Below are 16014 nucleotides of genomic sequence, written 5' to 3'. Positions count from 1 at the left end.
TGGATATAACGTTCATTCAGGTTTTCAATTGAAATTACAGGATATCTGGAGAAACTGATGGCACGAGGCGTTAATAAGGTAATTCTGGTTGGAAATCTGGGGAATGATCCAGAGTTCAGGTCAACAGCTAATGGCAGTTCAATCGCTACACTGAGTGTGGCCACCAGTGAAGCCTGGAAAGATAGAAATACTGGTCAGCAGCAAGAAAAGACAGAGTGGCACCGGGTTGTTCTGTTTGGCAAGCTGGCAGAAATTGCTCAGCAGTATGTCCGTAAGGGTTCCAAGGTTTACATCGAAGGTAGCCTGAGAACCAACAAATGGCAGGACCAAAATGGACAGGACCGTTATACAACAGAAGTGATTGTTTCAGGTTATGGTGGCCAGATGCAAATACTGGACGGCCGATCCGATGGCGGTATGGGCGCTGCTCCAATGGGTGGTGGCTATCAGCAACAGCAGCAAGCACCGCAACAACAGCAGTCTTATAACCAACCTGCTCAGTCTCAGCAATACAGTGCACCGGCTCAGCAACAGAATCAGCAGCAATCAGCACCTCAACAACAACCACAAACAGCACCTGCTGGCGGCTTTGATGATTTTGATGATGATATTCCCTTCTGACGCTGATTTCAGGCTGATGAAACAGCAGTAATAGATAATATTTCTTAGCCCTCTTATACAGAGGGCTTTTTGCTAAATGGTAACTGCTTATAGAGGTAATCAATTTATGGAGGAATCACGTTCTGAATTGAGGCGTATGCTCAGAGAGCGCAGGCGTAACCTCACCAAAGAGCACCAGCTAGCCGCTAGTAACAGGCTGGTTGATTGTTTAAAACAACAACATGATCTTTTCAATGCAGAATACTTTGCACTGTATCTTGCTTCTGATGGGGAGATTAACCCTGTCATGCTTCAGCAGTATTTGTGGCAGCTGGGTAAATCGTGCTATCTGCCAGTGGTGAAAAACAAGGTCATGCTGTTTGCTCCATATACTCAATCCACCAAATTGGTCATCAATCGTTTTGGTATTCCAGAGCCCTTAGTCGAGCGTGATGAATTTATCGCACCAGCAAATCTGGATGTGGTGTTTATGCCATTAACCGGTTTTGATCTTTCAGGCGCACGGCTTGGTATGGGGGGCGGGTTTTATGACAGAACATTTGAGCAAACAGGAGAAAGAACTCGACTCATTGGACTGGCTCATGAATGTCAGATGGTGGAGAAAATACCAATAGAAGAGTGGGATGTTCCTCTCACTGGCGTCGCAACTGATCGTGCTTATCACGCATTTTGAGGGAGGTGAAAAAGGAACCACTCAAGTATTACTACGAGAGTGGTAACTGAGCTGTTTATCTAATCAGTTCGAATGCCAAATCGGCTTACTTAATAGCTTTCACAGGCTTCACCAGGGATTCGAACTTGTGCTGGCTTACCATAAGCAGAAGTAATTGCTGTGAGAGTTGAGACTTTGCCATCAGTGCTGGCGTTAGTCACACAAACGGGAACCTCGGATCCTTTGACAACAGATACATACGCTTTGCCGTAGCTGTAAGGTGTGCATGAGTTTTTCTGAACATTCAGCGTTGATACTTCTCTGCCATCAGAAACTGTCAGGTAGAAATCAACCGGGTTCTCAAGGATGTAACTGTTCGCAGCAGTACTCCAACCTGTGATTTGCTTGATCATCAGCAGATTGGTCAGACCTCTATTTTTTGGAACAAAAATGTTATCACCAATGTGTTCGAACTGGTGATCATTTTGAATAGAACCCTGATTAACAACAACACTGTCAACATACCAGCCATCTTCCAGCGCAACGGTTAACATGCCGCAGGCGTAGTCGTTGGCAATAGGCAATAATCGAGTGAGCTGGCTGAGTAAAACGTTTTTCTGAAGAAGGTGGTTGTTGTCTGCTTGTTTGAAGAACTTACCCATACCAGGAAGGTCTTGAAGTATGTCGCCAGACCATTGTATAACCGGGTGTGGGTTTGGAACATCATTAACTACGTTTTCAGCTGCTCGCGCAGTTTCAACTGCGGCTTTGGCGGCTTGGTTATTTGCCAACATAGAACCGAGAGTCAGAAAAGCATGAACAGCCGCTTCAGCGGAGGTTCCAATGACATGACCGACATTGGCAATGGTACTGCTAGAGCGCCGTACGTTTGAATCTCCCTCAGATGATTCAAGCGCCCAGCTCGATGAAACTAACGACAGCAATAAGACTGCAGATAAACATTTTTCTCTGAACAACATGCTAACCCCTTTAATTTTGGATGGCTGTTCTATTCAAGTACAACTGATCCGATACCCCTGCGAGAATCGGAATCGAACGATTGGACAATGGAAAGGCAATATGTTTCCAAACATGAATATATTCTTTTGTAATAGGTTTTTTCATTGCTTATTAAGATCAAAGGGAGATGCTCTGGATTCGAATATTCCATGTTCCAACTAAGAAGATTTTAGGGTAAAAATACCAGTACTAATAAATACAGTGGAAATATATAAAGCTTTTTAAATTAGTAATGCATATAAAAGATATTTATAAATACATCGACGTTTAATTAATGGTCATGGTACGTATGGCTTGTTTGGTATTTAAGCGAAAATAGCCGTGATATTGCTACCAATTTTATCTGGATAGTTTTAACGTAATAGGGGCGTTGTTTTGAACAATATTTTGAAAAGTGTTTTGAAAAGTGTGGTTATTGTGAAGTAAGTAAAACTCAGATATGGATTAAATAACAAGGATTGTTATGACTGTTTTTGTTGCCTCGGCTGTCTTGTTGATTGTTGCGGGCTTTGCATTTGAGGCGAATGCCTATGATAGCCATATCAGAAAGAATGTTGATGTATGGGACTATAAGGCCAGTGAGCAACATGGCGTGAGTTCGCAACCAGTGCGTGTTCAGCCCGATGGTGACTGGTTGACCGGTTTGGTGGTGGGGCATATCAACCGAACACAATGGGTTGATGGTTTTATACGAAAAGGCGGGGAGATTAAGATAGAAAGTCCGGCCTTGTCGGGGTATGGACAATACCCATCCGTAGAGTATGCGCTGTCGGTACAAGAAAAGGATCGTGCTACCTGGGAGGAGCTTGTCGCTTTATCCAACACCCGGGAAGTCGATAGGCGTGTTTACCACTTTAGAAGTAAACCTTTTTTTAGTAATCCCTACAGTACCAGTAGCGAGTACCTTCTAACGGCCGTCGAACCTCTGGGTATGCAGCATCATGTTGAGACTGCTCAATCTTTATATCCTGAAGGTGTGGGAGAGGCGATGGGTTTTTTTGACAGTTTGTTTTTTTCGCCTGAAGTCACTTCCGGGTACATTGTTTACATTCAACGCATTAATCGTTGGGTGTTCAACAACCAGTGTCTTATCGGTTTGCATCAAGGGAATTATAAAGCCATCGATGTTTACTATGGTCAGGAAAACTCCATAGAGCAAAGTGGGCTTAAGGCAGCAGAAATGACCGACCGTACTGATGATGAGACGTTTAAGAGACGCGTGCAACTGCCAGATATTGCGGAGCTCTCAACGGGGAATGAAATACTGTGTCGTTATGCTGAAGCGGCGGCGGTTTTAGGGAGAAAAGTAGCTATAACCTATTCAGACTTTCTTGGGGTGTCTGATCGCCTCATGAAAGGAGACCTCTATCATATTCGGATGATGTCAGGAACTGTGCTGAAATAAGCTCTACATATACTGAGGCCTGAAGCATCGTAGAGACCGTTGCCCGCTATTCGTTACCCGTAGTCCGCAAAAGCGCGAGTGGCTCAAGCTTTTTCGGAATACGGACAACGGGGTACGGATAACGAAAATTGAAATGTGGAAGTTAATTCAGGGCAAATCTTAAGTGTGCGGATTGCATAATCACAGCCTGAGCTATTCCGATCATAAATGTTATGCTTTGATCAAAATATGATCTATTGATCTGCATCAATTTTTAATTTTATGAAATTGTATGAAAATCATGCCCGCAAAAAAATACCAGAAAAGTCCCGGTGACAGATTCGTGAATTGAACGATCGTTGATCATTCTGACAGCGGTTAGCAGGGACTCCGTCTTTTATAACCATACCCAAAGGATTTCAAGTTGCTACGCGGCGGCAACCGAGTGAAGCCAACAAAGTAGCAACTTGAAAGGCGACGGGTATATCACCAATCCTGTTTTCTAACCTTTATGTCGGTTACGGCAGAAGGGCGAGATCGGTTTGCGTAACGTACAGCTACTCGAGGTTTTTGCTGGTGCAAAAAGCATTTTCTCTTCTTCAAAAAATAGGGCGGTCTCTCATGCTGCCCGTGGCGATTCTGCCAGCAGCAGGTATTCTGCTGGGTGTTGGCAGCGCCGGTTTTTCTATTTTTCCGGAACTTCTTAACCAGATCATGGCTCAGGCCGGTGGTGCGGTGTTCGGTAACCTGCCACTGTTGTTTGCTATCGGTGTGGTACTCAGTCTGACTGATAACGACGGCGTGTCTTCTCTGGCCGCGATTGTTGGCTATGTTGTCATGCTGGCCACTATGGGCGTTATGGCGGGCACTTTAGGCATCGAAACCAAATCCATCATGGGTATCGCTTCCATCGATACCGGTGTGTTTGGTGGTATCCTGGTGGGTATCCTTGCGTCTGTCATGTTCAATCGCTTCTACAAAATACAGCTGCCAGAATATCTGGGCTTCTTTGCTGGTAAGCGTTTTGTGCCAATCATTACTGCCTTTGCAGCCATCATCATGGGTGTGATTCTGAGCTTCATCTGGCCACCGATCGGTAATGCTATTGATGTGTTCGGTAACTACGCCGTATCGGGCAACCCAACGACCATGGGCTTTGTGTACGGTCTGGTTGAGCGTCTACTGATTCCGTTTGGTCTGCACCACATCTGGAACGTACCTTTCCAGTCTCAAATGGGAGAGTTTGTAACGGCGTCTGGCGTAGTTGTGAACGGCGACATTCCACGTTTCTTCGCTGGCGATCCGACTGCTGGCTTCCTGGCGGGTGGTTTCCTGTTCAAAATGTTCGGTCTTCCGGCTGCAGCTCTGGCCATGTGGCACAGTGCCAAAACTGAAAACCAGAAAGTGGTTGGCGGTATCATGGTATCTGCTGCGCTGACGTCTTTCCTGACCGGCATTACCGAACCGATCGAGTTCTCTTTCCTGTTTGTTGCACCGATTCTTTACGGAATTCACGCCCTGCTGGCAGGTTTTGCATTCATGATCACCAACTTCTTTGAGATCAAAATGGGCGGTTCTTTCTCCCATGGTCTTATCGATTATGCTCTGTCTTTCAGCATCGGCACTAAACCGGCCATGATTCTGGTGTGGGGTTTGGCTTACGCGGCGATTTACTACACGGTATTCCGCTTTGTCATCAATATGTTCAACCTGAAAACCCCAGGTCGTGAAGAGACAACTGAAGAAGCAAACAACAATGAAGTTGGCAGTGAGCTGGCCAGAAAGCTGTTCATTGCTTTCGGTGGTCAGAGCAACATCGACAGCATTGATGCCTGTATCACTCGTTTGCGTGTAACGGTGAAACAGCCTGAAAATGTAGACGTTGAAGGCATCAAAGCACTGGGCGCTACTGCGGTATTGGTGGTTGGTCAGAACATGCAGGCTATTTTTGGTCCTAAGTCTGATCAGATTAAGACTGAAATGAATGAGCTGCTGAAAAGCGGTCAGGCACCTGAAATGGGTGATCTGGCGATTGCCTGATACAATAAAGCAATAACTTATTGTTATTTCAAAACCGTGGTTGCTTAGGCAGTCACGGTTTTTTTGTATGGAAAGTAAACATTTTGGAATATTAACGGTCTAAGAAAGGGCTTGAAATTGTAACTTATTAAAAAAGAGTATGGTTATGAGGTCTGACGGTATCACCGGTTTTCATGAATTTTATTATTACCCGGCAGTAGGCGTTAATGCAGAATGTAATCAAGCAGGTGAAAAAGAGTCTCAGTCAATATCGTTTGGCTCTTGGTTGTGTCAATGTATTTTAAATGTTGGTTGTTGTCTGTTTTCCGATTCAAGTGGTGAATATCCAACGCAGGGTAGGTTGTCTCAGAGAAATGTAATGATAAACAATCAGCCTGAATGTCGAATATCAACTGTCAGTGGCCAGACCAGCGAACACGAAAGAGTAGCAGCTAAAAACAATTCAAGTTATTTAAATGACGGCTTTGACGGTGCTTATGAGTTTCTTTGAATGTTCATTTAATCAGCTACTTAGCTTTGCCACTTGTTCGGTCAAACTGCCTGTACTGAACGGCTTCTGATAAATGAGCAGTTTGAACCGTGTTACTCCCCTCCAAATCCGCAATCGTTCTGGATACTCGCAAAACGCGATGCAGTCCGCGCATGGAAATATGAAACTTTTCCGATACGGCAGAAATGAACTTTTTCTCTTTATCACCCAGAGCGCAGGCATCAAATAACGCCTTTGCTGACAGCTGACTATTGATTTTGCCCTGGCGTATCAGCTGTTGGTTACGAAGTTCCACCACGCGGTTTCGAAAACCATCTGAACATTGAGTCGATTTATCAGTCATGGAAGACGAGTGTTCCATCACACTCTGAATACTTTGAGAGGGCACTTCTACCTGAAGATCAATCCGGTCCAGCAACGGGCCGGACAGTTTGTTTCGATAACGCCGAACCTGATCCGGTGAACAATGACAACGCCTTTGAGAATCCCCCAGATAACCACAAGGGCAGGGATTCATAGCGGCCATGAGCTGAAACCGGGAAGGGAAGCGTTCCTGCCCTTTTGATCGAGTAATGACCACTTCGCCGTTTTCTAGTGGCTCTCTGAGAATCTCCAGAGCCTGCCGGGAAAACTCCGGCATTTCATCCAGAAACAATACACCGTGATGGGCATAGGAGATTTCTCCCGGTTTCGGAATACTGCCGCCTCCAACTAAAGAGACCGATGATGATGAATGGTGTGGTGTTCTGAACGGCCGTTGACCAAGGTTTTCCGGTGAACAGGAGGTTAAGGAGTGAATCGTTGCCACTTCCAGAGATTCCTCTTCCGTCAGCGGCGGTAATAAACCGGGTAGCCGGCTGGCCAACATACTTTTACCACTGCCTGGTGGACCAAAAAGAAGCAGATGGTGTCCGCCGGTCGCGGCAATCAACAATGCTCTTTTGGCTTGCTCCTGACCTTGGACATCAGACAGATCCGGATATTGATGACCTTGAAAACCAGCAGTAGGCTTTGTGGGTTCAATAGTGATTTTTTGCTGCAGGTAAGCACATACTTCGTTCAAATGGTTTGCGGCAATCACGGTAGTTTCGCTGACCATGGCGGCTACTTCCGCATTATCTTTGGGAAGTAATAATGCGCTCCGGGATTCTTTACAGGCCAGTGATGCGGGTAAAGCAGCACGAACTGGTCGTAACTCGCCAGACAGTGCCAGCTCCCCAAGAAATTCTCGATCATTCGTAACGTCTGCAGGCAACTGACCAGAAGCGATTAAAATGCCCAAAGCAATGGGCAGATCGAAGCGGCCACCTTCTTTGGGTAAATCGGCAGGGGCGAGGTTGACGGTGATTCTGCCATCAGGGAAATCATAGCCACTGTTTATCAGTGCACTTCGCACCCGGTCTTTGCTTTCTCGCACCCCCGCTTCCGGCAGCCCGACAATATTCAGCCCGGGTAAACCTTGAGAGAGGTGAACTTCGACGATAACCAAAGGCGCACGAACCCCTTGGTTAGCACGAGTGTGCACTTGAGCCAGTTGAGAAGACATTTTTATTATTGACCGATAGAACAACACAAAAGATCAAAGATAGCAGGTCTCGGAAGCATTGCCTGCTATGTTGTTTTCATCGCATGTCAAGTGACAGGGTGGTTAGCGTTTCTTACAGCTTAGTTAGTGATAATAACGTTTACCTTCAGTAAGCTTATTCTCGCAAATAGTCATGTTTATGAAATTTAAATTTTGATGGAGAAGGTGGATGGATATCTCTTTAGCCGTATCAAGGACGAAAAGTGGGGAAGGTGAACTAAAAAGAAATAGGGAAAAGAGTGTGGAATGTACTCGGCATCTACCTATTGGCATAAATTCAGTCCCCAGTGCAACTAAGAAAAGACAAGTTCGCAGCATAAATAATAATGCATTTTTGAATGATCGTTTTGTTGGTCTACTGCTTGAAATGGCGAACAGCCAATTCAATGATACGGTCTTGTATGAGTTATCGGATCTTGGCTTGAATGTACAAGAGCTACTTGATGAACTTTCTTTTGATGATCAGAGTTATTATGGGTTGCAAAAAAACTGTATTAATGATGCGGATAAAAATACGCATAAAAAAAAGTTGTCGGAATATATTCAGGATAATCTTCCGGATTATACTAATCTAATCCCTGAAGATGATGCGCTTTCCCAGAAGCAGGCTGAAGATCTGCTTTCAAAGATTTCAGATAACGTAGCTACGTATCTCAGTTTTATTCCGGATAGGCTGAAAACAGAAGGATTCCTGACTCAGGTTTTAGATCACATAAGGATCCTTAGGAAAAAAAATAATGGCAAGCTATATGATTGGAACCTACCTGATCTTGGCTCCTTTCCTGAGCAAATAGTCACAAAAGAAATTGCAGAAATTTATTTAGAATCATCATGGAGAAATATATATAAAATACCAAAGAAATACGTATCTGAACCGATGTGGAAAGAGGTTTGTCTTAAAGGATTTTCTAATCTAAATTCTGTTCCTGATGAGTATAAGAGCGAGAGCCTCTATTCTCAAGTGTGTAAAAAAGCAGTACATGCAATTAAGTATGTGCCAAAGCGTTATATTACACCTGAACTGTTAAAAGGCATGACGTATATTCCAGAAGCCTATTTAGTGTTTGTGCCTGAGGAATTGATCACATATGAATTGATGGAGAAAACAGGTATATACATTGATTGTGACGAAATAGAAGAAGATTTGTGCGGCGTGGATCTTTGTGATCGGCTAATTTTGCACAATGAATCCTTTCTTAAAATTCTACCTGATACCGCCAAGCAGAGACATCTACAAAAAATGATGGACTATATTAGAACGACTCATTCCTACATAAGGTTTTATGAGGTTGAATTTGATGATCCTCAGCGTGTTTTTAAAGAATTGATTGGTATTAATTATCGGTATATCTCTGAGGCTGAGAAATATAAGGATAGAGAAAAAATTGATCTTGAACAGCTGTATTTTCTTAGATTGGGTCAGACCTTTAACGAAAGAAGATTTGATGAAAGCATTATATGGAAATTAGGTTCTGAAAAAATATACCAGTATTGTGTTAATGAGTTGCATAATAAAAAATCAAAAAAACACTGTATTCATTTGGTCAACTTGCTGGCTAAATATGATCAGGGTAAGGCTTTGCTTAGGCCCTTGTTAGATGAGTTAGCTACTCGAGGGTATCCTGAATTAATTAAGTTGATGTTAACTCCTAAATTACCAATAGAGGAGAAGATTGCACTGATTGATCGATTGCGTAATGGTGATTTAGCGCCTGATCCTGATATTGATTTCAATGGGCTGTATGCGCCTTGTGATCTGAAAGATGGTTACAACAAAAACCATTTTCTTCCGTTGTTGCAAAAAAGCCTTTATCAAGATTGCAACACACATCCGGTTTCCCATTCATTCGGTGACAAGATTGAACAGTTTATTACGAAAAATACGCCTTCTTCGTTTGGTATGATCCGTGCCGAATATCAAAGGCGCATGGAAGAGCTTACAAACAAATCTACCTGTGGTGGCAGAGCCTTTAAAGGAGAGCATGACGGTAAAACGTATTATTATAAAATTCAACGGGAGGGAGAACCCCTGGCGACCCTAGCCAGAGAAGGGCTAATGCATCAGGTATGTGAGCGACGGGAATTCAAGCTCAATTTGGAAAGTGATATTCCGGAGTTTGTTGGCTTCTTTCAGGTGCCCGTCAGTTCATTACCATTTACTGCCGATAAGTTCACAGATACGCTCAAAATCAATAACCAAGATGGTGAGCCAACGGTAAATGTTTACTGCTATCGTGGGCACCCGGATTACTGTCACTATGTTTATAAACCAATCGATCCGAACAATATGCAAGACAGTAAAGAGCGTTGTATAAAGGGATTACTCAAGGCTGGCCGGGATATTGGCGTATTATCGTCTTTTGGATTGATGCCAACTTCTGTCGTACCGGCTTTCCATGATACTGAGTCAGGACGTCGTTGGGCGGCGCTGTCTAGCTTGCTGGGGAGTAATAGCCGATGGAGAGATGGGGTTGCTGGGACATTTGGAGCCTGGAATACGGACGCTACAGCACGCCCCGACTTCGGCATCACCGGATTTAGGGACATTGGGGATACAGAGCAGTTCGGAAACATTACGAGTTTTTTCCAGTACAAGGATGCCAAGGGTAAGTTTCATTCAAAACATGTAAATCAAAAAATAGCGTGGAGTGAGGTTTTTTGTGACAGCAATATTGCGGCCATTTTACTATTCGCCCGCTTTTGTCAGCAATGTCCCGACTACCACTATACAAACCCTGAATCTTTAAAAGACATGGAGGAGTTTATTCAAAACTATCTCCATCAGGCAGTACTTGGGCTTTACAGTGGTAGTGACTATTCTGATCATAACCTGCTCAAGCCTCAATACTTGTTAGGTCTTGATGACGTTCAATATCAGAAATGGCTTCAACGTGCTGCCATCGAAGTTGTGTACTGGACAGCACTACAACCTGATGAAGAAGGCTTTGATCAGTTGAATTCAGCATCGCAGTTTGATCTTGAAGATTGTTATTCGACCCACTGTAATGATCAGCGTGGTAGATTTAGCATGGAACTTTATCCAGCTGACTGTCTGAAAATGTATGGTTATGGTCGCCCTCCAATTTATCCTGAAAGTTTCCTTAACTGTAACAAGAAGCTGAATCTTGGGGTGAATAATGGAACGTTTCCTTTTGTGGCATTAATGCAAGGCTACACACTGGCTTGTGCGCGTTTGTTATCAACTGAATTTGATAATGAGCTCAAAAATTTTAATAGAGTGCCTCACAACTTGGTGTAAAGAATATTGGGCATGCTAGTGCAAGGAAGCGTTAATACCCATACCGTTCGCACTGAGCGGAGTCGAAGTGTGGTGCTTTGATCCTTCGACTCCGCTCAGGATGAACGGGGATGTATGTCTTATAACGCCCCCCTAGCAGCTGTGAGATTTTGCAGGGAGCTCTCTGAATAATGAGAGGTATAGAGTTCCACCAATCACTCTCGATGATTTTTTGGGGGGGGATTAATGGAACCTGAATAAAATGCTTTAACTGGCAGGCTTATCGTCCGAGTGTAATGCAGATGATTCTGATTTAATGCGCTCTACTTCTTTTTCCAATGCCTCAAGGCGCTCACGAGTGTGCCTCAACACGGCAACTTGCGTATCAAACTCATCACGGGTCACCAGCTCAAGTTTCGAGAGCGCGCTGCCCACCAACGCTTTGATATTTTTCTCGAAATCTTCCCGGGTCTGGCTTTTGTCGCTATTGAATAGCTGGCTGGCTTTGCCGGCAATTTGGTTGATCAGGGTGTCTTTATCGATCATGGAATGGCTGAATCTAAGAATTATTAAGATCCGAGAGCTTACCACATTCTATTTTTCATAAAAGAAAAAGCCGGGCGTGAACCCGGCTCTATTCGGAATGGCGTGATAATTACTCCGCCAGTGCCAGGCTGATTCGACCAATATCCGTGTGGTGAATCATTTTGCCGAATGGCGCCGTTGCCGCTGCAGGACCAAAGGCAATCACAGGAACCGGTGTGCTTGTGTGAGTACCGGTGCCCCAGACGACGTTTTGATCTTCCGCAACTGCACGACCCAGCAAGTCGTGACGAATCTCTTCACCGTAAACATAGAAAGCACCAAAGTCTTTTACTTTCGGGAAGATTTCGCTGCTCAGGTACTTGTGACCAGCCACTTGATAACGATTCTGTTCATTGGCCAGAATCTCCCGAGCCTGGGCGACGGTGATATCAAACTCGCTGTTGGCATTCACGATGGCTGCCAAATCTTCCGGTGTTTTGTCGGTTTCAGAGAATGCCGAAAACATGGATGGGAAGCTCATCTTCTGGCTGTAAAGCTTGTCCAGAATATCGAAAGTACCGAAGTTAAAGTTTGGCTTGTAGCTCCAATCTTCAAAGGCCTCACCCGTCAGCGCAGATGGTACAGGAATGTCCGCACGGCTGTAGGAGAAACCAAAACCACCGGTTTCATGGTCAGCGGTAATGACGACCAGTGTATCGTTACGATCTTTCACCCAGTCATACACATAGCCGATGGCTTCATCAAACTTCAACAGTTCGTGTAGCATGGTGCCGGCGTCGTTATCGTGACCAGCCCAGTCTATACGACCACCTTCAACCATCAGGAAGAAACCGTCTGGATCTTGAGACAGAATATCCAGTGCTTTTGCGGTCATCTCTTTCAGAGTCGGTTCTGTACGGGATAAGTCGTCTTTATGGCTGGTGTGTTTGATACCATCGGCCATACCAGAATAGGCAAACAGGCCGAGCACTTTGTCACCCTTGGCGGCATCCAGCTCTGTTTTAGTCAGTGCGACTTGGTAGCCTGCATTCTCGGCAGTCTCCAGCAGGTTTTTGTTGTCTTTGCGCTTGGATTTAATTCTGACGCTGCCATCGGTACGTTGGGTGAGTTGCTGATAAAGCGCATCTTTATCGTTGACACTTTTTGGAATCCAGTGGCGAAGGCCGCCGGAAAACATAACGTCTACATTGTTTGCCAGCATTTCTTCGGCAATTTTGTTTTCCAAAGAACGGTGTGGCTGGTGAGCAGCAAAAGCGGCGGGTGTCGCATGAGTGGCGCGAGTGTCGGATACCAGGCCAGTAGCTTTGCCGGCTTTCTGGGCACGCTCAAGTACTGTTTCAGTCGGGCTGCCCAAAGCATTTAGACCCAGAGATTCCGATGGTGATGGTTCACCGGTTGCCAGCTGAGAAGCGGAGCTGGCTGAATCTACAACGATGTTGTAAGCAGGGTTGTGTTGGGATAACCCAACGACGCCGACATCCATAAACTGGGCAATACCAGTTGGTTGCCCCTGATAGATAGACGACGGTGCATTAGTGGCGTATTCCTGCAGCAGGCCCAACTGCTGTGGCCCCATGCCATCGCCAATCATCATAATGATGTTCTTGACCTCTGGCGTATCAGAACCGGCCACCTGACGATCCATTGACTGACAACCTGTCAGTAAAGCGGCAGCACACAACGTGCTGGCAATCGCCTTTTTGTTGAAACTTATGTCCATAGGTCAACTCTTTGTTGTTGTATGAATAGAAAGGTACGATCCTATGGCTAAATTATGACCGTTTTGTTTCATTTTTACGACAGAGTTATGATAATTCACGACACATTTGCGACAAATGCTGAATTATGTCGCTATTTTGCGAGCAATCATCAAATTGTTTAGGGGAATGTCGTAGGTCGGTAACCCAAAGGGTTGCCGACAATCAGCACCTGCAGGCCTGCGAGATGCCGGCAATTCCAACTCGTTCCGAGGCTGTCGCAAAGCCCAAACATCTCGTTCCCATGCTGTGCGTGGGAATGCATACCCTCGAATTTTCAAAGGGTTAGAAGTATGGGTTCCCACGCACAGCATGGGAACCAGAGCTTTTGCGACAACCTCGGAGCATGGGAACGAGATGTTTGGGCTTTTGCAATAACCTCGAGCATGGGAACGCGGAGGCTATTGATCAGACTTGTTAAGGCTCTTTTGTTGATGAGGCGTTAGCTATAGGTCATCTGTCTGCTGATAGTTGGTGCAGGTTGATAGGCGCTTTCCTCACTCAATTCAATCGTCGATTACTCCCCAACGGATAAGCACTGAAAAAGCAGAGGTAAGCCCATAATAGGGCAGGGATGCATTGTTGCGCCAATTTGGTGCGTCGATATTTGTCACGTTGTTTTTTGGTGCGCTTAATGCGACCAGTGCCTCGGTAAAGGCATTTATAGTGCACATTTCATTTGAATTTCAGTACTTTTCAAAACTGGCACACTGCCTGCTTACAGTTCAGGTAACCAAGTCTTTTATACAGAGATTTTGTTACCGAACTGGAAAGGGGTAGACTTTGTGCCACAGGCCTACCGATTTACCCCTCCCGGATGGCTTTCAAATCAGAAGACTCGCTTGGAACTGAAGCAGGAGAACAATAGATGAAGTTAGTATCAGCCATTATCAAGCCATTCAAGCTTGATGACGTGCGGGAAGCACTGTCCGACATCGGTGTTCAGGGCATCACCGTGACTGAAGTAAAAGGCTTTGGTCGTCAGAAAGGTCACACTGAGCTCTATCGTGGTGCCGAGTATGTGGTGGACTTCCTGCCTAAAGTCAAAATCGAAGTTGCCATTTCAGATGATCTGCTGGATCAGGTTATTGAAGCGGTCTCTAACGCTGCTAACACGGGCAAGATTGGTGATGGAAAGATCTTCGTCACAGCTCTGGAGCAGGCCATCCGTATCCGGACTGGCGAGACTGGCACCGACGCTATCTAACAGATATTGAACATCGCTCAGCAGTAATAGCGATATAAAACAGATAAAAAAATTGTGAATTTACTGGGAGGGGTCCCGTGGAAGATATAGCTCAGTTGTCGTATGCGCTCGACACATTTTATTTCCTGATTTGCGGTGCGTTGGTCATGTGGATGGCTGCCGGCTTCGCCATGCTGGAAGCCGGTCTTGTTCGCTCCAAGAACACCGTAGAAATTCTTACTAAGAACATTGCCTTGTTCGCCATTGCCTGCACCATGTACCTGCTCTGTGGTTATCAGATCATGTATCCTGGCGCGAACGAAGGTGGCATCATGCCACTGTTCGGTACACTGATTGGTACTGACAACACTGTTGATGATGTCACTTCCGGTGATGCTTATTACTCTCTGTTGTCTGACTTCTTCTTCCAGGTTGTCTTCGTTGCAACGGCCATGTCCATCGTATCCGGTGCGGTTGCTGAGCGTATGAAGCTCTGGGCCTTCCTGGTGTTTGCTGTCTTCATGACTGGCTTCATCTATCCAGTACAAGGGTTCTGGAAATGGGGAAGTGGTTTCCTGAACGCTGCCGGTTTCCAGGACTTCGCCGGCTCCGGTGTGGTACACATGGCGGGTGCCTCTGCTGCTCTGGCTGGTGTTCTGCTGCTGGGTGCTCGTAAAGGTAAATACGGTTCCAACGGTGAAATCAACGCGATGCCAGGTGCTAACCTGCCAATGGCGACACTGGGTACCTTTATCCTGTGGCTCGGCTGGTTCGGTTTCAACGGTGGTTCTCAGCTGCAGATCACCGGTGTTGAAAATGCTAACGCTGTTGCACAAATCTTCGTAAACACTAATGCCGCTGCTGCCGGTGGTGTGATCGCTGCCCTGATTGTTGCACGACTACTGTTTGGTAAAGCGGATCTGACCATGGCTCTGAACGGCGCTCTGGCTGGTCTGGTTGCTATCACTGCTGAGCCTCTGACGCCTTCTGCTCTGGGTTCAACGCTGATCGGTGCTGTTGGTGGCTCCATCGTCGTCTTCTCTATCCTGGCTCTGGATAAACTGAAGATTGATGATCCGGTAGGTGCCATCTCGGTACACGGTGTTGTGGGTATCTGGGGTCTGCTGGCCGTACCACTGACCAACAGTGATGCAACCTTCGGTGCTCAGCTGCTGGGTGCTGGTGTGATCTTCGCCTGGGTATTCGGTGCTTCCCTGATCGTATGGGGCGTGATCAAAGCGATCATGGGTCTGCGTATCTCTGAAGAAGAAGAGTATGAAGGTGCTGACCTGACTGAATGTGGCATGGAAGCGTATCCTGAGTTTACCAGCAAGCCATAATCTTAAGCGGTTTCATTGAAATATTAGCCCTCCTTTTTGGAGGGCTTTTTTGTGCTGCATGGGAACCCATATATCTATCTCTTTGAAAATTAAGAGGTATGGATTCCCACGCACAGCGAGGGCATCGCAAAAGCCCTGGTTCCCATGCTTTGCGT

At 45.6% G+C, this 16014-nt stretch carries 12 protein-coding genes; 8 read left to right on the top strand and 4 right to left on the bottom strand.

The window, feature by feature from the left end; translation table 11 throughout:
* Positions 1–57 precede the first annotated feature (57 nt).
* Together ssb and Q1B11_RS05145 are read left to right on the top strand one after the other, a co-directional pair.
* A complete protein-coding gene (gene ssb, locus Q1B11_RS05150) occupies positions 58–621 on the top strand; it encodes a single-stranded DNA-binding protein (RefSeq protein ID WP_299728623.1) in 564 nt (187 codons plus the stop codon).
* Between the two features lie 106 nt (positions 622–727).
* The gene (locus Q1B11_RS05145) at positions 728–1294 is read left to right on the top strand and encodes a 5-formyltetrahydrofolate cyclo-ligase (protein ID WP_299728620.1); all 567 of its coding nucleotides are present in this window, start codon (positions 728–730) and stop codon (positions 1292–1294) included.
* A gap of 89 nt (positions 1295–1383) precedes the next feature.
* Here Q1B11_RS05145 and Q1B11_RS05140 read toward each other — a convergent pair whose 3' ends face one another.
* Complete coding sequence (locus Q1B11_RS05140) at positions 1384–2253, bottom strand: hypothetical protein (protein WP_299728617.1); 870 nt, start codon at positions 2251–2253, stop codon at positions 1384–1386.
* Positions 2254–2756: 503 nt separating this feature from the next.
* Between Q1B11_RS05140 and Q1B11_RS05135 the strand changes: the two genes are divergently transcribed.
* The 3 genes from Q1B11_RS05135 to Q1B11_RS05125 all read left to right on the top strand — a co-directional run bounded on the left by Q1B11_RS05135 (position 2757) and on the right by Q1B11_RS05125 (position 6207).
* Positions 2757–3698: a hypothetical protein gene (locus Q1B11_RS05135; protein ID WP_299728614.1), complete on the top strand. Its 942-nt coding sequence runs from the start codon at positions 2757–2759 to the stop codon at positions 3696–3698.
* Positions 3699–4253: 555 nt separating this feature from the next.
* On the top strand, positions 4254–5717 hold the full coding sequence (ptsG, locus tag Q1B11_RS05130) for a PTS glucose transporter subunit IIBC (protein ID WP_299728611.1): 1464 nt from the start codon (positions 4254–4256) through the stop codon (positions 5715–5717).
* Positions 5718–5862: 145 nt separating this feature from the next.
* On the top strand, positions 5863–6207 hold the full coding sequence (locus tag Q1B11_RS05125; protein ID WP_299728608.1) for a hypothetical protein: 345 nt from the start codon (positions 5863–5865) through the stop codon (positions 6205–6207).
* A 16-nt stretch (positions 6208–6223) separates the two neighbouring features.
* Here the strand turns inward: Q1B11_RS05125 and Q1B11_RS05120 are convergent, their stop codons facing one another.
* The gene (locus Q1B11_RS05120; protein WP_299728603.1) at positions 6224–7753 is read right to left on the bottom strand and encodes a YifB family Mg chelatase-like AAA ATPase; all 1530 of its coding nucleotides are present in this window, start codon (positions 7751–7753) and stop codon (positions 6224–6226) included.
* Positions 7754–7961: 208 nt separating this feature from the next.
* On the opposite strand from Q1B11_RS05120, the gene Q1B11_RS05115 reads away from it, so the two are divergent.
* Entirely contained in the window at positions 7962–11051 is a 3090-nt protein-coding gene (locus Q1B11_RS05115; RefSeq protein WP_299728600.1) for a hypothetical protein, read from the top strand.
* A 246-nt stretch (positions 11052–11297) separates the two neighbouring features.
* Here Q1B11_RS05115 and Q1B11_RS05110 read toward each other — a convergent pair whose 3' ends face one another.
* Together Q1B11_RS05110 and Q1B11_RS05105 are read right to left on the bottom strand one after the other, a co-directional pair.
* Positions 11298–11576 (bottom strand): accessory factor UbiK family protein, encoded by a 279-nt coding sequence (locus Q1B11_RS05110; protein ID WP_299728596.1) that lies wholly within the window; start codon positions 11574–11576, stop codon positions 11298–11300.
* Positions 11577–11685: 109 nt separating this feature from the next.
* On the bottom strand, positions 11686–13296 hold the full coding sequence (locus tag Q1B11_RS05105; protein ID WP_299728593.1) for an alkaline phosphatase: 1611 nt from the start codon (positions 13294–13296) through the stop codon (positions 11686–11688).
* A gap of 905 nt (positions 13297–14201) precedes the next feature.
* On the opposite strand from Q1B11_RS05105, the gene glnK reads away from it, so the two are divergent.
* A complete protein-coding gene (gene glnK / locus Q1B11_RS05100; protein ID WP_067517104.1) occupies positions 14202–14540 on the top strand; it encodes a P-II family nitrogen regulator in 339 nt (112 codons plus the stop codon).
* A gap of 77 nt (positions 14541–14617) precedes the next feature.
* The gene (locus Q1B11_RS05095; RefSeq protein WP_299728586.1) at positions 14618–15859 is read left to right on the top strand and encodes an ammonium transporter; all 1242 of its coding nucleotides are present in this window, start codon (positions 14618–14620) and stop codon (positions 15857–15859) included.
* Positions 15860–16014: the final 155 nt, after the last annotated feature.

It is taken from the genome of uncultured Endozoicomonas sp. (assembly GCF_947495845.1).
Lineage (GTDB): Bacteria > Pseudomonadota > Gammaproteobacteria > Pseudomonadales > Endozoicomonadaceae > Endozoicomonas.
The sequence above is the reverse complement of the archived record's forward strand: the minus strand, read 5'-3'. Positions and strand labels throughout refer to the sequence as shown.